General features: G+C 41.1%; 32 protein-coding genes and 1 pseudogene. 26 read left to right on the top strand and 7 right to left on the bottom strand.

Translation table 11 applies throughout. The annotated features are described in order from the left end of the window. Positions 1–186: 186 nt before the first annotated feature. On the top strand, positions 187–534 hold the full coding sequence (locus ACSBOP_RS10665) for a VOC family protein (RefSeq protein ID WP_442600518.1): 348 nt from the start codon (positions 187–189) through the stop codon (positions 532–534). Here ACSBOP_RS10665 and ACSBOP_RS10660 read toward each other — a convergent pair. After that, positions 482–723, bottom strand: a pseudogene (locus ACSBOP_RS10660) (transposase); the annotation flags it as partial. The gene ACSBOP_RS10665 and the pseudogene ACSBOP_RS10660 sit on opposite strands and share 53 nt — an antisense overlap. 414 nt (positions 724–1,137) lie before the next feature. Between ACSBOP_RS10660 and ACSBOP_RS10655 the strand changes: the two are divergent. The 6 genes from ACSBOP_RS10655 (at position 1,138) to ACSBOP_RS10630 (ending at position 5,252) form a co-directional block, all read left to right on the top strand. Then, positions 1,138–1,533, top strand: a complete 396-nt coding sequence (locus tag ACSBOP_RS10655; protein WP_442600517.1) for a VOC family protein — start codon at positions 1,138–1,140, stop codon at positions 1,531–1,533. A 244-nt stretch (positions 1,534–1,777) separates the two neighbouring features. Continuing rightward, the gene (locus tag ACSBOP_RS10650) at positions 1,778–2,806 is read left to right on the top strand and encodes a serine hydrolase domain-containing protein (protein ID WP_442600516.1); all 1,029 of its coding nucleotides are present in this window, start codon (positions 1,778–1,780) and stop codon (positions 2,804–2,806) included. A gap of 30 nt (positions 2,807–2,836) precedes the next feature. Next, on the top strand, positions 2,837–3,079 hold the full coding sequence (locus tag ACSBOP_RS10645) for a hypothetical protein (protein ID WP_442600515.1): 243 nt from the start codon (positions 2,837–2,839) through the stop codon (positions 3,077–3,079). Beyond that, positions 3,066–3,554 (top strand): GNAT family N-acetyltransferase, encoded by a 489-nt coding sequence (locus ACSBOP_RS10640; RefSeq protein ID WP_442600514.1) that lies wholly within the window; start codon positions 3,066–3,068, stop codon positions 3,552–3,554. The genes ACSBOP_RS10645 and ACSBOP_RS10640 overlap by 14 nt, the downstream gene beginning before the upstream one ends. A gap of 207 nt (positions 3,555–3,761) precedes the next feature. Next, positions 3,762–4,283, top strand: a complete 522-nt coding sequence (locus ACSBOP_RS10635; protein ID WP_442600513.1) for a hypothetical protein — start codon at positions 3,762–3,764, stop codon at positions 4,281–4,283. 243 nt (positions 4,284–4,526) lie between these two features. Continuing rightward, entirely contained in the window at positions 4,527–5,252 is a 726-nt protein-coding gene (locus tag ACSBOP_RS10630; RefSeq protein WP_442600512.1) for a hypothetical protein, read from the top strand. Positions 5,253–5,384: 132 nt separating this feature from the next. Here the strand turns inward: ACSBOP_RS10630 and ACSBOP_RS10625 are convergent, their stop codons facing one another. Beyond that, positions 5,385–6,593 carry an IS110 family transposase gene (locus ACSBOP_RS10625; protein WP_442600511.1) on the bottom strand — a complete coding sequence of 403 codons (1,209 nt, stop codon included), beginning with the start codon at positions 6,591–6,593 and terminating at the stop codon, positions 5,385–5,387. Between the two features lie 435 nt (positions 6,594–7,028). On the opposite strand from ACSBOP_RS10625, the gene ACSBOP_RS10620 reads away from it, so the two are divergent. From ACSBOP_RS10620 to ACSBOP_RS10565, 12 genes are all read left to right on the top strand, one after another. Next, entirely contained in the window at positions 7,029–7,595 is a 567-nt protein-coding gene (locus tag ACSBOP_RS10620; RefSeq protein ID WP_442604448.1) for an AAA family ATPase, read from the top strand. 71 nt (positions 7,596–7,666) lie between these two features. Continuing rightward, positions 7,667–8,305 carry a hypothetical protein gene (locus ACSBOP_RS10615; RefSeq protein ID WP_442600510.1) on the top strand — a complete coding sequence of 213 codons (639 nt, stop codon included), beginning with the start codon at positions 7,667–7,669 and terminating at the stop codon, positions 8,303–8,305. A gap of 224 nt (positions 8,306–8,529) precedes the next feature. Next, entirely contained in the window at positions 8,530–8,805 is a 276-nt protein-coding gene (locus ACSBOP_RS10610) for a hypothetical protein (RefSeq protein ID WP_442600509.1), read from the top strand. 260 nt (positions 8,806–9,065) lie between these two features. Beyond that, positions 9,066–9,680 carry a GNAT family N-acetyltransferase gene (locus ACSBOP_RS10605; RefSeq protein WP_442600508.1) on the top strand — a complete coding sequence of 205 codons (615 nt, stop codon included), beginning with the start codon at positions 9,066–9,068 and terminating at the stop codon, positions 9,678–9,680. A 106-nt stretch (positions 9,681–9,786) separates the two neighbouring features. Next, positions 9,787–9,912, top strand: coding sequence for a hypothetical protein (locus ACSBOP_RS10600; protein ID WP_442600507.1), 126 nt, complete (start codon positions 9,787–9,789; stop codon positions 9,910–9,912). A gap of 21 nt (positions 9,913–9,933) precedes the next feature. Continuing rightward, positions 9,934–10,302 (top strand): GNAT family N-acetyltransferase, encoded by a 369-nt coding sequence (locus ACSBOP_RS10595; protein ID WP_442604447.1) that lies wholly within the window; start codon positions 9,934–9,936, stop codon positions 10,300–10,302. Between the two features lie 551 nt (positions 10,303–10,853). Further along, positions 10,854–11,318: an NUDIX domain-containing protein gene (locus ACSBOP_RS10590; RefSeq protein WP_442604446.1), complete on the top strand. Its 465-nt coding sequence runs from the start codon at positions 10,854–10,856 to the stop codon at positions 11,316–11,318. Between the two features lie 152 nt (positions 11,319–11,470). Further along, positions 11,471–11,767 (top strand): hypothetical protein, encoded by a 297-nt coding sequence (locus ACSBOP_RS10585; protein WP_442600506.1) that lies wholly within the window; start codon positions 11,471–11,473, stop codon positions 11,765–11,767. 230 nt (positions 11,768–11,997) lie between these two features. Next, complete coding sequence (locus tag ACSBOP_RS10580) at positions 11,998–12,381, top strand: GntR family transcriptional regulator (protein WP_442600505.1); 384 nt, start codon at positions 11,998–12,000, stop codon at positions 12,379–12,381. Beyond that, positions 12,378–13,244: an ABC transporter ATP-binding protein gene (locus ACSBOP_RS10575; protein WP_442600504.1), complete on the top strand. Its 867-nt coding sequence runs from the start codon at positions 12,378–12,380 to the stop codon at positions 13,242–13,244. Before ACSBOP_RS10580 ends, ACSBOP_RS10575 begins: the two co-directional genes overlap by 4 nt. After that, positions 13,237–13,863: an ABC-2 transporter permease gene (locus ACSBOP_RS10570; RefSeq protein ID WP_442600503.1), complete on the top strand. Its 627-nt coding sequence runs from the start codon at positions 13,237–13,239 to the stop codon at positions 13,861–13,863. The genes ACSBOP_RS10575 and ACSBOP_RS10570 overlap by 8 nt, the downstream gene beginning before the upstream one ends. A gap of 1 nt (position 13,864) precedes the next feature. Continuing rightward, complete coding sequence (locus tag ACSBOP_RS10565) at positions 13,865–14,143, top strand: YfzA family protein (RefSeq protein WP_442600502.1); 279 nt, start codon at positions 13,865–13,867, stop codon at positions 14,141–14,143. A 103-nt stretch (positions 14,144–14,246) separates the two neighbouring features. Here the strand turns inward: ACSBOP_RS10565 and ACSBOP_RS10560 are convergent, their stop codons facing one another. Both ACSBOP_RS10560 and ACSBOP_RS10555 read right to left on the bottom strand, forming a co-directional pair. Next, positions 14,247–15,773 (bottom strand): flavocytochrome c, encoded by a 1,527-nt coding sequence (locus ACSBOP_RS10560; protein WP_442600501.1) that lies wholly within the window; start codon positions 15,771–15,773, stop codon positions 14,247–14,249. Between the two features lie 374 nt (positions 15,774–16,147). Continuing rightward, entirely contained in the window at positions 16,148–16,354 is a 207-nt protein-coding gene (locus ACSBOP_RS10555; RefSeq protein WP_442600500.1) for a DUF1657 domain-containing protein, read from the bottom strand. Between the two features lie 230 nt (positions 16,355–16,584). On the opposite strand from ACSBOP_RS10555, the gene ACSBOP_RS10550 reads away from it, so the two are divergent. Genes ACSBOP_RS10550 through spoVAE form a run of 4 tightly spaced genes read left to right on the top strand, consistent with a single transcriptional unit; the run spans position 16,585 to position 19,321 of the window. After that, on the top strand, positions 16,585–17,445 hold the full coding sequence (locus ACSBOP_RS10550) for a DUF421 domain-containing protein (protein ID WP_442604445.1): 861 nt from the start codon (positions 16,585–16,587) through the stop codon (positions 17,443–17,445). A 25-nt stretch (positions 17,446–17,470) separates the two neighbouring features. Next, positions 17,471–17,953, top strand: coding sequence for a stage V sporulation protein AC (gene spoVAC / locus ACSBOP_RS10545; protein WP_442600499.1), 483 nt, complete (start codon positions 17,471–17,473; stop codon positions 17,951–17,953). 1 nt (position 17,954) lies between these two features. After that, the gene (gene spoVAD, locus ACSBOP_RS10540; protein ID WP_442600498.1) at positions 17,955–18,974 is read left to right on the top strand and encodes a stage V sporulation protein AD; all 1,020 of its coding nucleotides are present in this window, start codon (positions 17,955–17,957) and stop codon (positions 18,972–18,974) included. Then, a complete protein-coding gene (spoVAE, locus tag ACSBOP_RS10535; RefSeq protein WP_442600497.1) occupies positions 18,971–19,321 on the top strand; it encodes a stage V sporulation protein AE in 351 nt (116 codons plus the stop codon). The genes spoVAD and spoVAE overlap by 4 nt, the downstream gene beginning before the upstream one ends. A 331-nt stretch (positions 19,322–19,652) precedes the next feature. Here spoVAE and ACSBOP_RS10530 read toward each other — a convergent pair whose 3' ends face one another. The 3 genes from ACSBOP_RS10530 to ACSBOP_RS10520 form a co-directional block, all read right to left on the bottom strand. After that, a complete protein-coding gene (locus tag ACSBOP_RS10530) occupies positions 19,653–21,245 on the bottom strand; it encodes an MFS transporter (protein WP_442604444.1) in 1,593 nt (530 codons plus the stop codon). 104 nt (positions 21,246–21,349) lie between these two features. Continuing rightward, complete coding sequence (locus tag ACSBOP_RS10525; protein ID WP_442600496.1) at positions 21,350–22,138, bottom strand: alpha/beta fold hydrolase; 789 nt, start codon at positions 22,136–22,138, stop codon at positions 21,350–21,352. Positions 22,139–22,221: 83 nt separating this feature from the next. After that, positions 22,222–22,662 (bottom strand): SRPBCC family protein, encoded by a 441-nt coding sequence (locus ACSBOP_RS10520; RefSeq protein WP_442600495.1) that lies wholly within the window; start codon positions 22,660–22,662, stop codon positions 22,222–22,224. Positions 22,663–22,697: 35 nt separating this feature from the next. On the opposite strand from ACSBOP_RS10520, the gene ACSBOP_RS10515 reads away from it, so the two are divergent. The 3 genes from ACSBOP_RS10515 to ACSBOP_RS10505 all read left to right on the top strand — a co-directional run bounded on the left by ACSBOP_RS10515 (position 22,698) and on the right by ACSBOP_RS10505 (position 23,946). Next, positions 22,698–22,961 (top strand): hypothetical protein, encoded by a 264-nt coding sequence (locus tag ACSBOP_RS10515; protein ID WP_442600494.1) that lies wholly within the window; start codon positions 22,698–22,700, stop codon positions 22,959–22,961. Positions 22,962–23,200: 239 nt separating this feature from the next. Continuing rightward, entirely contained in the window at positions 23,201–23,530 is a 330-nt protein-coding gene (locus tag ACSBOP_RS10510) for an ArsR/SmtB family transcription factor (protein ID WP_442600493.1), read from the top strand. Continuing rightward, complete coding sequence (locus ACSBOP_RS10505) at positions 23,527–23,946, top strand: SRPBCC family protein (protein WP_442600492.1); 420 nt, start codon at positions 23,527–23,529, stop codon at positions 23,944–23,946. Before ACSBOP_RS10510 ends, ACSBOP_RS10505 begins: the two co-directional genes overlap by 4 nt. The last annotated feature ends 94 nt before the right edge of the window (positions 23,947–24,040 follow it).

The following is a 24,040-nucleotide window of genomic DNA, read 5'->3' as shown; positions in this document are numbered from 1 at the left end:
TACAATTTGGAGAAATCGAGTATTGGACTGTGTCGCAGTTACAAAAATAACGAACCGTTTCCCGAATAGAGGAACGGTTTTTCATTATTATTGGCATATGGTTGAAAAAGGAACTTAAATTTAAATCTCGAATATCTAATGTAATCGGATAGCTAAAAATTTGATGACAGACAGGAGTTAGATACAGTGATAAAAGGTTTCGGAGGAATATTTTGGAGAACTAAGAATCTTGAAGTTGTAAAAAAATGGTACAGTGAAGTGTTGAAGATTGAAATAGAAGATTGGAATGGGACTGTGATTAAACCCCAATTAGGAAATGAGACTATCTTCTCTTTCTTTACCGAGAATGACAGTTATTTTCCAACAGAACAACAAGTGATGTTAAATTTCCAAGTACATAATCTAAACGAGACTATTAAGCATCTTGAACATATTGGTGTACCTCTTGCAAAGAAAAAAGAGATTAGTGAATTTGGAAAGTTTATTTGGATTGAAGATCCTGAAGGTCGACTGGTCGAGCTTTGGGAGAAATAACGAGTTGTAATTGGAATTCGTATGGTACAAGCCAATGAACCGGCTTATTTGCACAGGCCATTAGTACCACCTTGTGCGGCTTTCCTTTGGCTCTTTTGCGGATCGTAACTGCCTTGAGCCACGTTTGGTGATCCGATTGCGGGTTGCCATGAACTTGCCTGAAGCGAAGACACTTGGGTCAATGCCTGCGATCAAATCGGTCGACTTCTCCTAACGTATAAATTTACCGGTTGCCCCTGAGGTTCTTCTTTTCACTCCATAGCATCGCTTGTTATACGGGATCAAGTGTCCCAACCAGCCTCAATCATGGTCATGACAAGTAGGGGGGGAACGTTATAGCGCTCGGGTTATCAAGTCCCACGGGCAGGTACGTTCGACCCAGCTACCTTTATCCTCAAAGCAAATGCAAAAGGATCAACCAGTAAGTTCTGGTTGATCTCATAATACGAACGGGCAGGATAGCTCAATAATTTCGAGAATACTCTACATATGGAATTATTTACGAAGTTCGTGAATAAGACGTTATGGGAAATAGCATGCAAAACTATGAAAAACAGAATAAAGCATCTTATATAAACCAAAACCAAATTGGAGGAATTCAAAATGAGTAAAGGAAGAATTTTAGGAATAGCTTATAACGTAATACCTGTAAGTGATTTGGAGAAGGCATCTGAATGGTATGTTAGACATTTTGGATTTAACATCAGAAATAAGAGGACTGATAATTTAGGATTGTTCAAAGATAATAGACCAATATTAGTTTTAGTTCAATCAGCCAGCGAATCAAGAGCAGTTTTCGAAGTTAATGGTAAGAAACGTTGGGTAACGACTTTTTATACAGATGATATCATTAGTTTGCATACATATCTAGTACAAGAGAATGTTCACGTAGGGGAATTATTTGATGAAGGACAATATGGTAAGTTTTTTACTCTTGAGGATCTTGATGGGAATTTGTTTGATGTGTGGGAGAATCATGATTGCGAAATGAATTTCTAATAAGATTAAGTGCTTTTGTAGGTAATTCAAAGAAGGCATGCTACATCCCCTAACACCATATTCACGCTGCGGGGCTACGCCCCTTGGTCTGCCAGAGGAATTTCGAAGAAGTAGTTTCTTGCAGACAACTCCTGCGAGGCTAAGTCTTCGACCCAGTCGCTAACGCTCCTTTAAGCCTCTCGGGTTCGTGAATACAACAACGTTAGGCGAAACTACCAGAAGAAAAGAAAGGAAGTGCAATAATATGAATCTCTTTCAATCAATTGAAAATATAATAAAGAAACATAATGAAATACTACCATTTTCAGGAGCGATTTTAGTCCAAAAACAAGGAAAGGCCTTTGAGCAAGGATATGGATATGCAAATCGTTCCGAACGAATACAAAATAGTTCTTATACAAGATTTGGAATGGCATCTGGCTGTAAAATTTTCACTTCTATTGCTATATGTCAGCTTGTTCAAGATGGGGTATTGTCTTTTGATTCATATTTAAAAGATTGTTTAGATTTCTCTTTTCCTAATTTCGATCCCGAAATTACAATACATCATTTATTAACCCATAGTTCAGGAATACCAGATTATTTTGATGAGGAGTTCATGAATGATTTTGAAGAACTCTGGAATGACTTACCCATGTATTCTATTCAATCACCCAAAGATTTCCTGCCTATGTTTCAGAATGGCCAAATGAAATTTTCTCCAGGAGAAAGATTCTCATACAATAATGCAGGTTTTATTCTACTAGGTTTAGTTGTAGAGCATAGAACTGGGATGGAATTTACAGAATACGTTGAAAAGAATATATTTCAGCGCTGTGGGATGATAAATTCAGGTTATTATAGAATGGATCAACTACCTGAACGAACAGCTATCGGGTATATAGATAATGATGATAAAACTTGGAAGAGTAATATTTATTCAGTTCCAATCAAAGGTGGACCTGATGGGGGAGCATTTACGACAGTTCATGATTTAGGTAGGTTTTGGGATGCATTGTTTAATCATCAATTGTTGTCTCAAGAATACACTAATATTTTGTTGACTCCACATGTAAAGGACAACGATCAGACGTATTATGGATACGGTGTTTGGATATTAATGCTTGATAACACCATTTTTAAATACTATGTAATGGGTAGTGACCCAGGAGTAATTATGCAATCATCAGTATATCCAAAAAGCAATTTACATGCACATATTATCGGTAATATTAATAAGGGTGCTGGTATGATAGCAAGTAAAATTGATGAAGTAATCTATAAAGAATTATGAAAGTATCTCAAGGTGGCATCGCCTAACAATATGTTCACGCATCGGGGGACAAGCCCCCTCGGTCCGGCCGGAGTTAGAAGAGGATTCGATGAGGCATTTTCTGTAGCAGGGAAGCAGATTCAGCCGGACACATCCGCACCGACTAAGCGCATCGCGCCCAGCGACTTCGTCGCCTTAAGTCGGTGGGACGTCGTGAACGCGGTAACGTTAGGTGTAATTAATGCAGAACATAAAACAATAATAGGAGAAGAGGCTCGTGATGATAATTACTAAAGCTGAACAGAATGATAAACATATTTTTAGACAATTAATGACTTTATTTCTTCATGATTTATCCGAATTTAATAGTGACTTAGAGATTAATCAAAGTAATGGCCTATTTGAATTCGATGTATTAGATTGGTTATTTGAGAAGGAAGGACTGACTCCGTTCTTCATCCGCATAGACGATAAAATCATAGGATTCATTTTACTTCAAAGTGGTCCATTCTCTAATCAGGAATTTGCTGATTATGTTTTGAATTCATTTTTTATAATGAAAAAGTATCGTAGACAGGGTTTAGGAAGAGAGGCATGTAAAGTATTTTTTAAACAACTTCCTGGCAGGTATGCTATTAGTCAAATAAAAACGAATACCCCTGCAATTCAATTTTGGAAGAACGTATATAAATCATTTGATATAGAATATTATGAAAAGGAAGAGAGAGAGGAAGGACATGAGATAATATATCAATATTTTAAAGTCTAACAAGAACATTTTGGCATTTCGAGATGGCATTAACTACACCTAACATTATATTCACGCTTCGTAGCCTTGCGGCTCCTCGGTCCACCCGAAGAGATTGGCAGAGGAGCGAGATCAGGCGGACACATCCGCACCGACTAACCGTATCGCGGCCGGCTGCTGGCGCAGCCTTAAGTCGGTGGGACGTCGTGAATACGGAGAACGTTATACGTGATGCCACTTGTACGCTTTTCAGGAAGTAAAATAACAAAAACGATTGGAGGGCCTATGAAAAGAAATTTCAAATTCCTCTTATTGATTTCAATGATGGTTAGTTTACTGGGGTGTTCCTCTGAAAATGAACATTTTGATGATAAGGACATAAAAATAAAATTAGTTGATTCTCAGTTAAATAAAGAATTCAATTCATATACTATTGAAATTGAAAACAAGGGAAACATAACAATTGAATATATCAACTTTTATTTATCTTATCCAATAAAGCAGCCAAATGGATTTAAGGGTAATCCATTTAAAATTGAAGGAAAGGCTGATAAAGATAAACCTATTAAACTTAAATCAGGTGAGAAGGTTAGATACAGTATTTTAGCTCCAATCAATGAAGTATTTGGACATTCGGATCTAATGGATTTTGAACATCCATCTATTGAATTAAATGGATTTGTTAATGTAGCAGACAAAGAAATTCCGTTTGGAATGAGTGGAGGACTGGAAGTTTACACAAGAGAATGACAAGAAAATTATTTATGTATCTCGAGGATGAGTGGCACTACGTATAACACTATATTCACACTGCGGAGCCTGACGGCTCCTTGGTCCGCCCGAGGATCTTCAGGAAGTTATGGCAGACGGACAACCCTGCGAACCTAACCGCGCATCGGCCGAAGCTAAAGCGCCTTAAGGCTCTCGGGTTCGTGAATACAAGAGACGTTATACGACAGATTTAACAAATCAATATTATTGAGGGCAAATTCAATGATGAAAAACCAAAATTTAAGAGACTTGATCTATGTAAGTTGTAGTGACTTAAATAGTAAATGTTTTTATTCATATGGGATCGAATTCTATGAATTTATGTCGTGTGTTCATAATAGACCAGAAAACCTAATTTTACTTAAACACAATTTTGATAATGCTCAATGGAATCCGCACACCAGATTTGATTATGTAACATCTAAAGAAATATGTGAGTTAATTGAAGATAATGTTTACGGTTATGGAGATTTTTGTTGGGTTGATTTTAATAATGAAGAAGACCTAGATAAGTTGACTAAATTTCAAATCGCAGAATTATTATTCTTTAGTCATCTCGCCAAGCCTTTGCGCGAAATACCAATGATAAGATTTGCTTATTATGCACATGATGATGGATGGTTTAATAAACTTTATGTGTCATTGCTTGAAGACTATAAAGTGATATTATCAAGAACAATAACTTTAAAATTACATAAATTGACGAAAAGATCGTTTGTTGAAATGCCAAATGATATTGCGAGAGTACTTTTGGAATCTGCATTGGAAGGCTTATTAATAGATTTATCAAAGATCACAAAAAATAAAACAGATATAAAGATACCAATCACAGCAGTTGGACATTATACCGATATGGATAAGGTTTACAATTTTAAGGATGAGATAACTGAGTATAAGGTCTGGTTAGTTTATTCGAAGAAGACATGGAAGTTTTTCAGGGAAGGTTAAATCCGTCTTATAAACCAGCTAATCAAAGTCAAGATTCAATAGATTTAAGATTTCATAACTCCAAAGAATGCAGACTCAAAGAAGCCTACTCCAAGAAGCAATTTGATGGTAAAATATTACTATTAATATCTATTATTTGCTCTGAAAGGGCGCTCTGTTACTCAAAATTCCGTAAATCATGCGTAAAAGCTTGTTTGAAGTCGCCACAATGGCAACTTTACCAGGTTTGCCTTCAAGTCGTTTTTGCTGGTAATATTGCCATAGAATTGGATTTCGAGGGCCGTAGATTTGCTTTGAGATACCTCCAACTGTTGCTTGGTAGAGCGCTGTACGGAGGTAAGCAGAGCCTCGTTTTGAAATGCGATTCTGGTTCGCCTTAAAGGTTCCTGACTCGTAAACAGATGAATCCAGCCCTGCAAAAGCGGTCAACTGTTTCACGGAAGGGAACCTTTTTATGTCCCCAATTTCAGCGTGAATCATTGCCGCAGTAATCGGTCCCACTCCAGGAATCGAGCGTAATAGGTGGTAGGCAGAAAATGCTTGGGCTAAGCTTTCCATTTGTTTTTCGAGTGCTGTAATTCCTTCTTGATAAGCCTTAAATAATCCTATGAAATTCTGCATTGCAAATATATGCGCCTGAGATCCACACGGATCAGGAAGGCTACTCCGTGCAATTCCCAGAAGCTGTGCGTATTTATCTTCATTCCAAGTACGACCTCTTCGATTCAGCATAAGAATGGTTAATACGTCCTCTTTGTCCGCAGTCAGTAAAGCTGAGGGGGAAGGGAATTTAGTGAGAAGCTCAATGGATGAAGGGTAGAAAATGTTCTGAGAAGCCTTGTCATAGCCCGGAAAAGCCAAATCCAGAATGGAACGGAATTGCAGCTGAACTTCACCAAGGAGAACTTTCCACTGGGCATGTTGGCGACAGAGAAACCGTAGTTCAGTGACTTTTTCATCTATTGGCATGAGAGGCGTACCTTCCCCTAAATAGAACGCATTAGCAATTGGAATTGCATCAATAGGATCGGTCTTCACCTTACGAGTAGAGCGCTTTTTGAGCTCATGAGTCGTTAAGGGGTTTAACATGAAAACGGGATACCCGTGCGAGAAAAAGAAAGAAGCAATAGGCTTCGAATAATTACCAGTAGCCTCCATAACGACAGTTGGTCGTAGCGTTGTAGATTCTTCAATCTGAACAACAACTGAAAGCAATAACGATACATCATCAGGTGAATGGGAGAAAGAGAAGGGCTTCTTCACTTGTACACCATAGGAAGTGAAGGCAGCGGCAACGCTCTTCCCCTTCGCAATATCGATACTTAGAACAGGTTGATTCATATGACCTCCTTGGATGACACTAGGACCCAAAACAAATGCTCTCCACAGGTTGGCACGGTGATACGGGCTCGGGGCCCAACCAGCTAAATCGGGGTATGAACATTGCTAGGGCTGAAACACTTTATGTGACGAGATCTAAGTCCCAACACCACATTCGTTCTTAACCCAGTGCTAATCTTTTAAGTATAAAAGAAAAGCTCATCCCCGATGAACTGGGATGAGCTTAATATACCAACACCATATACACGCTGCGGGGGACAAGCCCCGAGGGATTTCGAAGAAGTCGTATCAGGCAGACAACCCTGCACTGGCTAAGTCTGACGACCCGGCAACTTTGTTGCCTTAAACCGCTTGGGCGTCAGGAATGCGAAACGTTATGTGAAATCAGTCAAGGGCTAGTAGTAATCAATACCAAGGAGTGATCACTTGATAATTATGATTAATGGTGCGTTTGGCTCCGGCAAGACATCGGCAGCACAAAGGCTTAAACTCGTAATTCCCAATAGTATGATTTTTGATCCTGAGGAAATTGGATACATGTTAAGAAACATCCTTACAGAAGACATATTAAATGAAGAAGAACGAACGGATGATTTTCAGGATATTGAATTATGGAGAAAACTAACTGTAAAGACGGCCAAAGAATTAAAACATAAGTATAAGAAACATATAATTGTTCCAATGACAATTTATAAAGCTGATTATTTCGACTACATTTTAAATGGTTTAAGAAGTATTGACCGGGAATTATTACATTTTTGTCTTATAGCATCTGAAGACACAATTAAACAACGAATTGAAAGACGAGGCGACATATTTGATGACTGGTATCAACAGCATACAAAAAGAGGTGTAGCTACTTTTAGAGATAACAAATTTCAAGAACATATCATAACAGATCATTTAGAAACAGATGAAGTTATTGGGATAATTCTTAGAAGGATTTCTGAGTACAAAGATGTAAGTAATTCAACGAAGCCACCCGGCAGCAAGCTGCCTTAAGCCACTCGGATTCGTGAATACAAGAGACGTTGTATGAAATAAATGGAAAAATTTTCAAGCGGGTGATATCTATGAAGATATGTATTGAAGGCCCAAGCGCTGTAGGAAAGACAACTTTATGTACAAGATTGCAGCATGAATATGATGCTTTTATTATCCAAGAAACAATAGTGAAACCGATTCAAGGGTACAGTCCTAGAGAACAGGCGATATATTACTTGAATAGAGAATTAGCAAGATATAAATTGTCCGAAGAAGTGAATGAGTCACATTCTTTGGTGGTTTATGATACTGATCCTTTTAAGTCACTTTGGTTTAACTGGGCATTTTCATACATAGATTGTTTAAGTCTTGAAGAATTAGATGATTATTATCGGAAGAAAATGATTAATAAGGAACTGAGCTTTTTGGATTTATACATAATATTGAAAGCTGATGATGTAGAGCTAACTCAAAGAAGAGATAATGATTTGACTAGAGACAGATCTGAATATGAATGGGTTAAACAAGCCAATGAATATAGAACCTATTACTATAAATATATTGAATCAATTAGTCCGGGTAGCGTTGTATTTATCGAAGCACAGAATCCTTTATATACATTTACAGAAGTGATTAACTCAATAAATACACGGAAGACAGCTTTATGTTTAAATGAAGATGATCAAATAATAAATTGGCTAAGAACCTCAACAAGTACTCGCATGTGACTCATGGATGGCCATTATTCCATCTAACATAATATTCACGCTGCGTCTCTACGCTCCTTTAAGCCTCTTGGTTTCGTAGATACTATTACGTTATAGGAAATCAACGCAAGACCAATCATGATCTTAAACAAAGTTTGTTTATGGGAAGAAAAGCGATTTAATTCATATATTTTAATGAGACTTATGAAAATAACGGCTTGAATAGTCTGGAGGGTAATAAGTTTATGAGTAAATATATTAAAGTTCCTCATATGCTTCTTGGTCTTCTTCTTTCTGTATTATGGGTAATGATAGGAATCCCTATATTTATCAATAATCTTGCAGTTTTAAACGTATCGATTAAGCTTCTGGTTACGTTTTTATTTGGAATACCATTGGCTACAGTTGTTTTTGTTCTATTATTTTTGAGAAAGAAATTTGAATATATAATATTTTCATTTTCCTTTATGATTGGAACTGTATTAATCTGTATCCTTATTCCAATTATTTTAGATCCATGATTTGATAGATATTAAAAATTCTATGTGAAGATATATCAAGGAAGGCGTTGACATCCTATAATACCATATTCTCGCTGCGGAGCTTACGCCGCCTGGGCTGCCCGAGGTTTATCGGGGAGTGAGGTCAGGCGGACAACCCTGCGAAACTAACGCGCACCGGTCGGTGTTAAAGCACCTAAAGGTTCTCGGGTTCGTGAATACAAGAGACGTTATAGGAAATCAGCGCAAATCATTGTAATACAAATCAAAGGAGGATCTATATGCACACTGAATACAATTATAGTTTATTTATAGAATGTAAGGATATTATCCTTCGGGAATATCAATTAGGAGATTTAGATAAATTACAAGAACTCACATGGCAACCGGAGATTTATGAATATTTACCCGGTTGGAATGTTGAAAAAGAAGTACGGCTTAACTGGATGAAGAATTATGAAATACCTGAAAACAATCAATTTCTTAGACGTGTCGAAGAAGGACTTAGAGTCGAGGACCTTAGACTGAGATTGGGAATTGTGCTTAAAGAAAACGGAGAATTCATTGGCTGGTGTGGTTCGGGAATAAAGGACGAACTCCCAGTACCAAATAGAGAAATCATGTATGGCATCTCAAAAGACCATAGGAGTAAAGGATATACGTCTCAAGCTGTTCAGGGTGTAATTAAGTATTTATTTGAAAACACAGAGATAGAAGAATTAAATGCAATTGCATTACTTGTGAACGGACCATCAAACAGAGTAATTCAGAAAAGTGATTTTAAGTTTGTAGGAGAGGTTGAAATAGATGATGATAAATATAACCATTATAGAATTCATAAAACAGATTGCTTGAAAGATTGTAAGTATAACAATGAAGGCACTGACATCCTATAACAACATATCTACGCAGCGTCGCTACGGTTCTTTAAGCATCTCGGTTTCGTAGATACTATTAAGTTATGTGAAACACCTACTCAAAACCATATTTTAGGGAGGTAGAATGATGATTACCATAAGAAATGTCGTACCAGAGGATGTGGAGAAGTTTTGGAAGTTGAGGTTGCAAGCATTGCAAGATCATCCGGAAGCATTTTCAGCTGATTATAATGAATCTATTAATAGATAACTAGAGTCAGTTTCAGCTAGAATCACTGTTAACTCAGAGAATTTTATTTTAGGGGCTTTTACAGTTGATGATGAAATAATTGGAATGGTGGGATTCTCCCGAGAAAACTCCAAGAAACTAAATCATAAGAGCAATTTATGGGGGACTTATGTAAAACCACAATACAGAGGACAGAATGTGGGAAAAAGGCTAATTGAAGAGTTATTATCAAGAGCTAGGCAAGTAAAAGGACTAAGGAAAGTGAATCTTGGAGTAATAACAGTAAATGAGAGTGCGAGAAGGCTTTATAGTTCTCTTGGATTCAAAGTATATGGAATTGAACTAGAGTCTTTTAATTATGAAGAGAAGTTATATGATGAGGAACTAATGACCTATATCTTGGAGGGTTAATTCAGAGATGGCAGGGGCATAACATAACACAGTATCTACACTGCGGTGGACAAGCCCCCTTGATCTGCCCGAAGTAAATCGGAGAAGTGGGTTCAGACAGACAACCCTGCGAGGCTAACTGCGTATGCGCAGCCGGCAGCTACGCTGCTTTAAGCCTCTTGGGTTCGTGAATGCAAGAACGTTATATGACATACTTGCAGGAGAAGAATAATAGAATCAATAAGTTGATTATTAATTAGATATGTGAGTGATATATGAAAGTATTGACTTGATTTCAATAAAAAAATAAATTTTATGGGGCGATTATTATGAAAATATTGCCGTTAATACAATTAAAAGATTAATATTACGGCCTTTCAATTTAGATGATGCAAGAGTAGTTCAAGAATTAGCAGGTGATAAATAGGTTGCTGAAATGACATTATATATCCCACGCCCATGGAATAGTACACTATACATTTGAAGAAATGAATTTAAACCGTATATATGCCCGCCATCTAGGGAAGAACCCTGCATCGGGAAAAGTGATGGAAAAATTAGGGGTGAAATATATGGAAAACCAAAATCAAAAATATCATGTACTTGCAAGGGGAGTTATTATCTCGGAAGGAAACATATTAGTTGCCCACTGTAAAGGAATGGACAATACTTTTCTTCCAGGAGGCCATGTAGAATTTAGGGAAGGAATGAGAACAACTTTATCTAGGGAAATCAAAGAAGAGCTTGGACAAGATTGTATTGTACAGGAATATATTGGATGTGTTGAGGCTGATTTTGAAGTTCCCAATACATATCATCAAGAAATAAATCACTTATTTAGAGTTGCGCTACCGAAGATCAATCATGATTTGAACCCAGAGTCTAAAGAGAATCATTTGGAATTTTATTGGATTCGGATAAATAAAATGGAACAACACAATCTACAACCATATCCAGTAAGAGATATTATAGTGAGATATCTTAATAAAGAAGTAGGGCCTTTTTGGAAAAGTACATTTAAAGATCATTTTGAGTGAGTTTACTCGGAGAAGAGCAAGCCATCGTCTATCGTGAATACCAAAACGTGATAAGAAATCAGCGCAATATAAAGCCATCTGGAACCATTGAAGTTCATAATGGCAATGTATCGTTTTGTTGAAATTAAATACTAATGTGAAGGGTGACGTATATGAAAATAAGGTATTTCTTAATTATGGTGATTTTATTTCTTCTCATGTGCCTTTTAACGGGTTGTGTACCTGGAGATGGAACAAACAACGCTCAAAATCATGCGGGATTTTTCTGGGGTATATGGCATGGATGGCTTGCTCCTATTTCATTAATAATTGGTATATTCAAAAATAATATCAGATTGTATGAAACATATAACTCTGGCTGGTGGTATGATTTGGGCTATTACATCGCTATCATTAGTGGTTTCGGAGGAATTTCACTTTTCCGCCACAAGAAAGTAGATCGAGAATAAATTCGAGTAAAGGAGGAGAATTACAAGAAGTGATGCAATAAGAGGAACACCAGTTTTATAAGATCATCCAATCCTTCGGTAAATACTGAAGGATTTTTTTGTTTCTTGTTCGGCAACATCACCAAAGTACGGATCGGCGAATTTTTGGCGAAATATTGACTCACAAGTGAATAGTGTATATATTATATATATACGGTAGTTACTATATTAACGGAAACGAGGTGATGGACATGAAAATAATAATATCCAACGCATCGAGCGATCCGATTTACATTCAGATTATGAACCAGATAAGACAGAGCATCCTGAGCGGTGAATTGCGCGCTGGCGACAGCCTCCCTTCCATTAGGCAGCTTGCCAAGGATTTGCAAGTTAGTGTAATTACAACCAAGCGTGTCTATGAAGAGTTGGAGAAAGAGAAGCTAATCGACTCTGTCGTAGGTAAGGGGTGTTTCGTATCAGGAGCAAATAAAGATTTCATTCGGGAGCAGCGCATGAAGCGACTAGAAGCGAAAATGATAGAAATCATTCGAGAAAGTATGGAATTAAGCATGAGTCAACAAGATTTAATCGATCATCTGACTTTATTGTTCGAGGAGGAACAGACCCCATGAATGCAATGGAAATACGTAATCTAACGAAAACATACCCTCAATTTACAGTAGATAATGTATCTTTGGATGTGAAACAAGGCTACATTACCGGACTCATTGGTCCAAATGGCGTTGGTAAAAGCACATTGATCAAGATGATGCTCGGCATGATCCGTCCCGACTCCGGGAGCGTAAAAATACTAGGCTACGATATGCCTAAACAAGAAATTGACATTAAGCAGCGCATCGGTATTGTGTCGGATGATTGCTTCTATTATGAGCATCTTTCGATTCGTGACACGAAGAAGATGATTGCAACTTTCTATAAGAAGTGGAACGAAAAGAAATTTAACAGCTATCTTGAACAATTCGAGTTGTCTCCGAAAAAGAAGATTGGAGATTTATCCAAGGGGATGAAAGTCAAATTTTCCCTTGCAGTTGCTTTATCGCATGAGGCTGAGCTCCTAATCATGGATGAGCCAACCTCTGGACTTGATCCTGTGTTTAGAAGGGAACTGCTCGATCTGCTAGCGGATATGATGCAGGACGAGAGAAATTCAATTATTTTCTCGACCCATATCACAACAGATTTGGATCGCATTGCTGACTACATTACTTTCATCAATCGTGGGAAGCTCGTATTTAATGAAGCGAAAGATGAAGTACTCGAGAGATATGCAATCGTAAAAGGTGACTCCGAACTGCTCGACTCAGATATTAGAAATAAATTTGTCGGGATTCGCGAAACTGCTGTTGGTTTTGAGGGCTTAGTAGATAATAGGCAGGAGGCCGAACGATTGTTTGGTAATTATGCTATTTTGGACAAACCAACCTTAGAAGACATCATGTATTTCACCGCCAAGGGAGGACGCATCCATGCTTAACTTGCTGCGTAAAGACTTCATCGCTTTAAAAAGCTCACTATGGATAACTATTCTTTATCTCGCTGTATTTAGTGTCGCTTTTATACCAAAAAGTGAATTGTCTTTTTACTTTGTAGGTATCTATACAGCTTTCGCCTCACTTAGTCTCGGTACAATGATAGATATCAAAAACCATAATCATAATTTTCTGGTCACATTGCCTATTAGCCGCAAACATATTGTTCAAGCCAAATACATATCAGCCATCATTTATACACTTTATGGAGTCCTTGCTTCGTACGGGATTCACTGGCTCATTAAACTAGTAATCCCACACCTTAACAAGCCAGATTATTCAGTCATGGACATACTAGTTTCAGTAGGAATGATACTTGTTCTAATTTCAATTTATATGCCGCTTTTCTACACACTTAGTGAAAAAGGAGCCGGTATTATCAATATTGTATTCTTGATAGTCCTGATTGTTCTGGCGCAGCCTACAACTATTTTTATGAATATGATGAGCGAGAAAGGCTTTATTAGTGACCAAACCTTATTTCTTATTCCAATCAGTATCTTACTGTTATTCGTTGCTTCCTATTACTTAACTATAAAATTATTTACTAGAAAGGACTTTTAGAATGCAAAAAGGTCGTCCTATTCGAATACGGGGTTGGGTTGCTACCCTTGTGGCATTTCTAGTTTTGCAATTAATCTTTTTAGTCATTGATAATTCTTCAGGGTCACCGTTTTACTTTGAACAAGGGACAATATTAGGCCGCCTTTCTAATTCGAAATTCTTTACGGAAGAGTTCGCCCCGTATAAAACATTACAATTTAACGTATATACAGTATTTCTTGCCATTGCCTTACTCCCAGGTGCATTAATAAGTGCAATAAAAGACTTTTCTAGAAAATGAATCAATCAACACATTCATCGATCCAGTCAAATAAAACAACAACGCTTGGACTATGTTGAGCCCAAGCGTTGTTGTTTGCGGAGTGAAAGAGGAAGCTTATACCTTATTGTGCTTTTACGAATTCAGCCGATTTAATACCGGCTTGGTAACCGAAAATAACGATCTCTGCAACGGAGTTACCGCCGATCCGGTTTTGACCGTGCAATCCGCCTGTAACTTCACCTGCTGCGAACAGTCCCACTATCGGTTTGCCGTCTTTATTTAAAACTTCTGTATTCGTATTGATTTTCACGCCACCCATCGTGTAGTGAATCCCAGGACCGATTTTAATTGCATAGTATGGGGCGCCGGACAAATCGTTGTCCATTGCTGTTGTTCTACCGAATTCGGTATCCTTTTTATTCTTCACTGCGCTGTTCCATGTATCAAGCGTGGTTTTAAGTTGATCTGCCGGAACGCCCATTTCTTTAGCTAAAGCCTCGATCGAATCCCCTTTAATGACAAAGCCCATTTTTTCATATTGCTGGATCGCTTTAGCGCGGGATTTTACGCCAGAATCGAATACAAGATAAGCCGATTTTTCAGGAAGTTTATTGATTGCTGCTGTGACATTGTCACGAGTATTCAGTTCGTTGGTGAAACGTTTGCCGTCACTGGACACGAGAATCGCTCCTTCTCCGCGAACAGCTTCTCCAATGAGATAGGATTTCTCTTGCTGCACTGTTGGGTGAACTTGGATTTGGTCCATATCCACCGTTGTCCCACCGAGTTGTTCAATCATCTTAATGCCGTCACCGGTGCTGCCTTCTTGATTAGTTGTTACATACCCTTTCAAATCAGGTCTAAATTTAGCAATCATGTCCATATTGGCACCGAAACCGCCAGTTGTCAAAATGACGGCATTCGACGCAATATTTTTCTCGTCTTTCCCGTTGAAGATGACTTTGACGCCGTTTACTTTGCCGTCTTTTTCTGTTATTTCCTTCACATTGGCATTTACAAAAAGCGGAATTCCTTGTTCATGTACATTTTTCACCAAACCGCTGACAAGATATTGTCCTACCGCTGAACCATCTTCAGGACGGTGTGTGCGCTTTTCGTTCATGCCGCCAGTAATCGTGATATTGTTCAATCGAATCCCTTTGGAATCCAGCCAATTGATTGCACTTGCCGAATTGTCAACGAAGAAACGAAGCATGTTTTTGTCGTTTGTACCATGACCGCCTTTTAAACTCTCTTCATAAAATAAATCATTGCTGTCTTGAATGCCTTGCTCTTTTTGAAACTTGGTTTCAGAAGCATTCATTCCCGAAGATGATTTTAATGTATTCCCGCCGGCAACCGGCATTTTTTCAAAAACAACCGGGTTCATACCTTTTTCTTTTGCTTCAAGTGCAGCAGTCATACCGGCACCGCCTGCACCGACAATGATGACATCATATTTATCTTTAAGTTGATCGAACGGTGTATAGCTGGTTTGAGACGCTCCCGAAACGGCTGCCGTTTCTTTAGTCTCTTCTTTTTTTGCATTGTTGTCCTGACTCTTATTCTGGTTCCCGCTACCGCATCCCACGATCACGAGCATGAAAGTGAGAACGAGAATAAAAGTTGCTGAAACTTTCTTTTTCATGTTTAACCCCTCCGATATTCTATGTTGTTATCTAGATGAAAACATAAAGAACAAACGAGTTAGCTTCTTTATGTTCAATTCATTTTAATCTACCATTAGCTATATGTTAGTGATATATTTCACAACTGTTGCTGCTTATAGAAAATACCAGAGTATATCTGCATCAATCTGGCTTAATCTCGATGGTATTTCAGGATGTTTATTTGGTCGCGCTCGCTAAATGGAATATTTAAACCAATTATAGGGTATAGGGAAGGGGATTTTAGAGTCGATCGAAGAAGGAACGCTTGCCGTAGCGTATGTAAATTGTGCAGGGGCTTATCTATATAAATGAAAGAACAGCCATGCTCTATGGGCATGGCTTTTTCGCATTCTTAGAAACCACTATATTGCGGTTCTTCATTTTCTAGCTGCTGTACTCGGCTTTCAACTTGATCCACAACTTGTTGTGTTTGCTGGGCCGCGTTTGTAAAAAGAGTTTTTGCCTCTTGGTTTTGAGTGCCCAAAGCGAATTGTTCTAAGCTAGCCTGCGCGCCTTTTAATGAAGCGAGACATGTTTTGACTTGGGAACCTACTGTCATTTCGATTCACCTCCTTTTATCCATGTAACAAATATAATGTATCCTTTTTTAAAAACATCATGCACCAATGAAAGAAATACAAGGCCAAAAGGGAAATGATTTGGAAAAATAAAGAAACTTTTTTATGTATAAATGAATAAATAGGCGGAAAACTGGCGATCTTGCTTATGTATGAATTTCCATCAAGTGGTAAATTTAATTTACTCTTAAAAATAAAGGAGGCTGCGATGATGTCAGATTGGTTACTTGTTGCATTGCGGACATTATTAGTGATTGCCATACTTTTTGTAATAACCAAGCTATTGAGAAAGAGACAAGTTTCTCAGCTTTCCTTTTTTGAATACATAACCGGGATCGTGATTGGATTCTTAGCCGTCTATATTTCGTTAGATATGGCTGCAAGTTGGTATTTAGGCTTCGTTTCATTGTCTGTTTGGGTAGTCGTTTCCATAGGGATCGATTTTTTACAGCTTAAGAGTAAGAAAGCAAGAGATATCATCGATAGTAAAGCAAGGGTGTTAATTAAAGATGGGAAAATCCTGGAGGATAACCTCAAGAAGGAACGACTTACCACTGACGATCTAATGGAACAGCTGCGAAAAAAAAATGTATTCCAAGCGGCTAACGTTGAATTTGCAGTTATGGAACCGAGTGGAGACATAGACGTCCTGCTTACGAAAGAAAATCAACCCCTTACACCCAAGCACTTAGGTATCAAAGTAGGGCCCGAGCAGGAACCACAGGTGGTTGTGATGGATGGCAAGGTTATGGATGAACCCTTGGCTACGATGGGACTTAACCGGCAATGGCTGGATACAGAACTCGAAATTATAGGTGTCGCAATTGAAAATGTGTTTCTTGGCCAAGTAGACGCCTATGGTCAGCTATATGTTGACCTATTTGATGACCAGATCAAAGTCCCTCAACCTCAGAAGAAAGCTACTCTGATGGCAACTTTAAAAAAATGTGAAGCGGATCTCGAAATGTTCGCTCTATCCACGAATGCCCCAAATGCAAAGAAAATGTATGAAGAATGCGCGAAAGAGCTGGAGCGGGTCATTAAGGAAATCAAACCGTTGCTCATGCGTTAAAAAAGATGGATCAGGAGGATTACATATGGCCAATAACAAGATGAAAAAAGCAACGCCGGTTCAACAGGAATATCAAGAACTTGCTAAGCAGCTCGAGCCGAAACGGCCGGTATTCAAAAACTGCTTGCGTGCGTTTCTTGCCGGAGGAACGGTTTGTGTGATTGGACAAGCGATTCAGGAAATGTTTGTTCATTGGGCCGGATTTGATGAGAAAAAAGCATCTAATCCCACTGTGGCCGTGTTAATTCTCATTTCTGTTATTTTAACGAGCTTCGGCGTATATGACAAAATCGCACAATGGGCAGGTGCAGGTTCGGCTGTACCCGTTACTGGATTTGCGAATTCGATGGCATCCGCCGCTATTGAACACCGCAGTGAAGGAGTCGTTTTAGGCGTTGGTGGAAAAATGTTTAAACTTGCAGGTCCGGTTATTGTCTTTGGAACTGTAGCCGCATTTATTATAGGTATCCTTACGTTCGTGTTTAAGGGTACTGGAGGAGGACACTAACATGCTAAAAGGGCATCAAAGTTGGATATTTGAAAATAAACCGGTTATCCGTTCATCCGCTACCGTGGTTGGCCCATTTGAAGGCAGGGGTCCTCTTGCCAACGATTTTGATATCATACATGGTGACTCCATGCTGGAAGAAAAAAGCTGGGAAAAAGCAGAAAATGCTTTACTTGAAGAAGCTGCAAAACTGGCTATTGAAAACGCAGGGTTAACCAAGGAGCAAGTCCAATTTTATATCGGCGGCGACTTAATGAATCAAATCATCAGCAGCAGCTTTGCCGCTCGTACGCTGTCGATTCCCTATCTAGGCGTGTTTGGTGCCTGTTCAACTTCGATGGAAAGCCTGGCTCTTTCGTCAGCACTCGTCAACAGCGGAGCAGCAAAATTTATACTTGCAGGGACCTGCAGTCATAATGCAAGCGTAGAGAAGCAGTTCCGTTATCCGACGGAATACGGTTCACAAAAGCCGCCAACCGCCCAATATACTGTTACAGGTGCTGGTGCAGTGATCGTGTCAAGGGAAGGGGAGGGACCTGTCGTTACGTCAGCGACCATTGGACGGGTAGTCGATATGGGGATCAAGGATCCGTTTAATATGGGGGCTGCTATGGCACCCGCCGCAGTTGACACCATTCAAGCTCATTTCCGGGATTTACGAATCGAGCCCGGTTATTATGACCTAATCGTGACAGGCGATCTGGCCAAGGTAGGCTATGAGATTGCCTGCAAATTGTTTAAAAAACACGACATTCCCATTCGACAAACGAAGTATGCCGATTGCGGGATGATGATTTACGACTATGAAACCCAGATGGTACAGGCTGGGGCAAGTGGTTGCGGCTGCTCTGCCGTCGTCACCTATGGCCATTTACTAAATCGGATGCGAAAGGGAGAAATCAAACGCATGCTTGTTGTTGCAACAGGAGCGCTCTTATCTCCGATTTCATTTCAACAAGGGGAAAGTATTCCCTGTATCGCGCATGCTGTAGCGATTGAAGCGGGAGGGAATCTAACATGATTTTTTTATGGGCCTTTCTTGTAGGGGGGGCAATTTGCGTCTTCGGACAGCTTTGTTTCGATGTGTTTAAACTGACTCCCGCGCATACCATGACGCTATTAGTCGTGCTGGGAGCGGTGGCCGATGGAGTTGGTCTGTATGACCCACTGATTCAGTTTGCTGGTGCCGGCGCTTCCGTTCCGATCACCAGTTTTGGGAATGCATTGGTTCATGGTGCTTTGGAGGAATTAAAAGAAGACGGATGGATCGGCATCATTACCGGTATATTTAAGGTGACTAGCGCAGGTATTTCGGCAGCCATTATTTTCTCCTTTTTGGCGGCCTTATTGGTTAAACCAAAAGGGTAAAGGGTACCGCCAACAAAATATCGAAACTGTGCTCCTCCACTTCGCTCCGTCCAAACAGCCTGTACTTTTATAACGCAATCAAAACACACCCAATTGGTTGTGTTTTTTGTGCACGAGGGAGTTGAAAAACAGAAAATGCCGATCAAATCTGTATTGCTACAGTTTTGGTCGGCATTGTGATGCTCCTACCAAGAATACATGGAATACATGTAAATGTGTAGGCCTTTATTTTTCAAGGGGTTTTCACATGCTCGTTCAGATAAACGCGGAAAATATACGCTAAAACTTCGTACTGGTTGTTTTCTTACTTAAGCATGACTATGTATTGCAACTAACTTGATTCTTTAGCAGCGCCGGGTTCAACTTCTGGAATACTACCGGCTTGGTTTGACTGAGTCTCTCCGATTGGTCGTACGTGCCGAAGCCGCATAACGACAAGGACGACGATAACAAGCATGATGGCGCCGCTGGCTGCCGCAACGGCGTGCAGCCCGCTCGTAAAGGCTTCGCGTGCCCCCGTGAGCAGTGTCTTGCCGACTTGTTCGGAGAGGCCTTCCGCTATAGACGTGGCACCGGCCAAGCTGTCACGGGAAGCTAGTATCGCGGATGCCGGCAAGTCGGCGGGAATAGAGTTCGCCACCTGGTTGCGATAAACAACCGTGCCGATGCTGCCCAAGACTGCGATACCCAACGCGAAGGCGAATTCGCCGCTGGTTTGCAGCATGGAGGCCGCCGATCCTGCCTTCTCCGGCGGGGCTGAACCGATGATAAGATCGCTGGACAGGCTCGGGAATGGGGCTGAACCTATACTGTAGCAGATGTACCCGAGCACCAGAAACGTGAGACCTGATTCAACCCCCACCTGGGTCAGCAGAATGCAGCCAGCGGTCGATACCAATAGACCCATACCGATTAGACGTGCCGGTCGGATCCGGCGTGCGATAAGCGGTGAGAAAAACATACCGACCATCGAGGCAATTACCCCAGGGAGCATATATAACCCTGCCTGAAGCGGCGACATTCCTTGCACGAATTGGAGGTGCTGCGCGATAAAGAGCATGGTCGCTCCTGTCAGTGTAATGCCGAACAAGCCCCCCAGTGCAGCGCTGAATCCAGGACTCGCGAACAGGCGTAAATCGAGTAGAGGACTCGTAAGCCTGCGCTGCCGCAACACAAACACCGTACCTAGGACGACACCCGCTAGTATTAACAGCGCAGGCACCATCTGCAGTCCATACTTGGCGATTTCCTTGAGGCCGAATATGATCGGCAGGATGGCGCCCAGCGATAACGCAACACTGGTCATATCTAGCCGGCCGGATTCGGGGTGCCGGTATTCGGGCAGCAACATGGGTCCGGTTATTAGCAGAAGCAACATGACCGGCACACCCAAAAGGAACACCGAGCCCCACCAGAAACTATCTAGCATGATACCTCCAACCACAGGCCCGAGCGCCATGCCACCCATAGAGCACGTAAACCATATGCCAATTGCAAAGGAGCGCTGCTTATGGTCACGGAACATGTTGCTAATCAAGGCTAGCGTAGAAGGCGATACAGTCGCTCCGGCTATACCGAGTATTGCGCGGGCTGCAATGAGCATCTCAGCGCTTTGGGAGAATGCAGCCAATATCGAGGCTAGCATGAATGCGCTCCCGCCGATCAACAGCAGTTTGCGTCGGCCGATCCGATCTCCCAGCGTCCCCATGGTGATCAAAAACCCGGCGAGCATGAATCCGTAGATGTCGATGATCCACAACTGCTGTGCGCTATCAGCACCGAGGGCGGCGCCAATGTGTGGCAGTGCGAGAATCATTACCGAGAGATCGATAGAGATAAGAAGGGCGGGCAAGGCCAGTACAGCGAGCCCGATCCATTCACGCATGCCAGCCTTCATCTCATTTTCATGCAAGGCATTCTTCATTGCTCTCACCTCGGCTCACTCCGTAGGCAAGCTCTACGACTCCAGAACTAAACATTTTGGTTTCCACAAGTTTAATTTTTCTCATTGTTATAATCTCCTTTAATTTATTTGGAGAAAAAATCAGTCAAAACGGGAGCGAGGAGATCCGGAGCCACGTTATGATCCTGACCTTCCAGGATGTGGAGCTTTGCATTGGAGAGTCTGTCCACGAGTGCTTTCACCGCATTTTGCTGGTACTCAGGACTTGTCCCTCCACCCACCACGAGCGTAGGGATCGAGATGGAAGACCACCGCTTGGCTGGCAATGGGTTGCCCGACATGGTGTCACCCATGATGGTGCCATCATAGACCAACGTGTGCGCTACATCTTCCATCGCTAGCCAGAATGGCCCGCTTCGCATCGGAGCAACGAAATCGGCAGGAACGCCTGCTGCATTCGTCAAGAAATACTCGACTGCGTCGCCTCTGCGGCCCGACGTTGTCAGCTCTTTGAGCTGCTTTAAGTAACCCTTAGGCAGCGGAGGACGCGTATTGTCAACGACGAACGGTGGCTCGTACAATGCCAGCTTCGCGATAGCAAGCTTGCGCGCTGCTTCGAGGGAAAGGACTCCACCGGAAGACATGCCGAATACGAATGCCGATCCGCCAGCCTCGTTGATGAGAGCTTCGATATCCTCAACTTCACGCTCAACCTCGTAAGGCGCCGTGTCGCCGCTATCCCCTCTGCCCCGACGATCGTAGTTGAACACGGTAAAGTGGGGTGACAGAAGCAAAGCAAGCTGCGACATCATCGAACGAGTTTGAAATGCAGCGCATACCAGGATGACCGCCGGTCCATTACCGGATTTATCAAACGCAATGGTGGTTCCGTCTTTCGAAATTACATTTTTCATTGTATTTGCCTCCTATGATTTGGGAATTAAGTCTAATCAGTGACTCTTAACGTACGATTTTTCCGTTTCGTGAGGTGACCCCTTCATTCGTTCTGCAGCTCCAAGTCCAGCTTATCTAACATAAATGTTGTGCCTTGCTCACGTTGTTCTGGCATATCGTGACCATCGAAGTAAGCTCCTTGTTCAGTGTAGGTGAGCTTAGTGCCGTTGTCCGATCGCTCTATTTCTACAGTCGTCACGGAGACTGACATCCGTGTCTCTCCTTGGTCCAGGGTGTAAGTATAAACGATGCGACTGTCCTGAACGATCTCTTGGTAGAAAGCGTCGAAAGTGTAAATCGGACCGTTCGGCGGGCCGCCGCGGTTGAATTCTCGACCACCAACCCGAAAGTCGAACTCGTCAGCTTTAGGGAACCACCGGGCTTTGGCCGACGGGTCCGACCAGACGGAGAATACCCGCTCGGGAGATGCATTATAATTTCTCTCGATAACAAAGGTAGAGTACTTTACAGATCGTTCATTCATGGTTATTTTATCCTCCCTTGGGAAACGCCATCTGGATGCTCGCCAAGATAGTCGCCAAGTCGGTCGAGATGGGATTCCCAGCTCGCTTCCCGCTCGGCAAAATATTTATGATGGCTAGTCCTCATGGCGCTCAATATATTGGTGAATTCTTGAGTGGTCAACAGTTAAATCCCGCTAATTTCGCAAGTTCTCCAACTTTCCACTCCCGTTTCATGATCATCCCCTTTTTTTCGCGCGAGGTTTTTACCGGTATCCATATCATAAAACGTTACGTTACGGAAGTTTCAAGTGTAAAATAAAGTTTTTTAAATATTCGTATGATAATGGGGTATTTTTCATTAGGGACCTGGTGCCTAATGGCCAATTAACTGGAGGGAAATCCATGAATGCATTGGCCTGATCGATTTTTCGGTCTTTTTAAGGAATATATAGCTATTTATTAACGTTGTTGACACGACACTGAATGGTGTCATATAATCGAATTGTCACCAAATGGTGTCTAATTAAGGAACCAACTAAATACTTAGGAGAGGGTATTGTGAGCGATAACAATCAGTTGCGGGATGTATTTGATGCGATAGCAGATCCAACTAGGCGCCGACTGATTCGTCTGTTAGCTGAGAAAGAGGAAATACCGCTTCATGAGTTAACGACACAGTTTGAAATGGGTCGTACAGCGGTATCTAAGCATTTAACAATACTTAAAGAAGCCGGACTGGTATTTGATCGAAAAGTCGGCAGAGAAACGCGATTTAGGCTAAACGCCGAGCCACTACAAGAAATTCAAGATTGGGTGGCTTTCTACAGCAAGTTCTGGAGTGCGAATATGTTGCGATTAAAACAACTATTAGAGGAGGAAGAAGAATGAGTTTAACATTATCTTTGGAATACCAATACAAGTCATCCATCGAGAAGGTTTGGTCTGCATTAACCGATTCAAGTAAGCTAGCTAAGTGGGTTTCCAACATCCAGACCGGTCAGCCGATGGAAAATGATTTTAAGCCTGTCGTAGGACACCGTTTTCAGTTTCGCACGCAGCCTAGTGAATACTGGAATGGAATTATTGAAGGTGAAGTGCTTATCGTAGACCCGCCAAATCGATTATCGTATACATGGGAAAGTGGTGAGAAGCACACGGTCACCTGGACGCTGCAGGATTTAGGGGACGGAAAGGTTAACCTTCATCTTGAACAAACCGGAATCTCAAATGATCAAGCGCTCGCAGGAGCTAAGTATGGCTGGAGTAAATGGTTAAGCGAGTTTGAAAAGGGATTCGAACAATAACTTCATCACATACACTAGTTGAATCCTGATTGACCCGAATTAACAAGAAACCGGCTGCATGTTATTTGTAGCTGGTTTATGTGTTGATTCGAGT

It is taken from the genome of Paenibacillus sp. KN14-4R, assembly GCF_052180255.1.
Lineage (GTDB): Bacteria > Bacillota > Bacilli > Paenibacillales > NBRC-103111 > Paenibacillus_AM.
The sequence above is the reverse complement of the archived record's forward strand: the minus strand, read 5'-3'. Positions and strand labels throughout refer to the sequence as shown.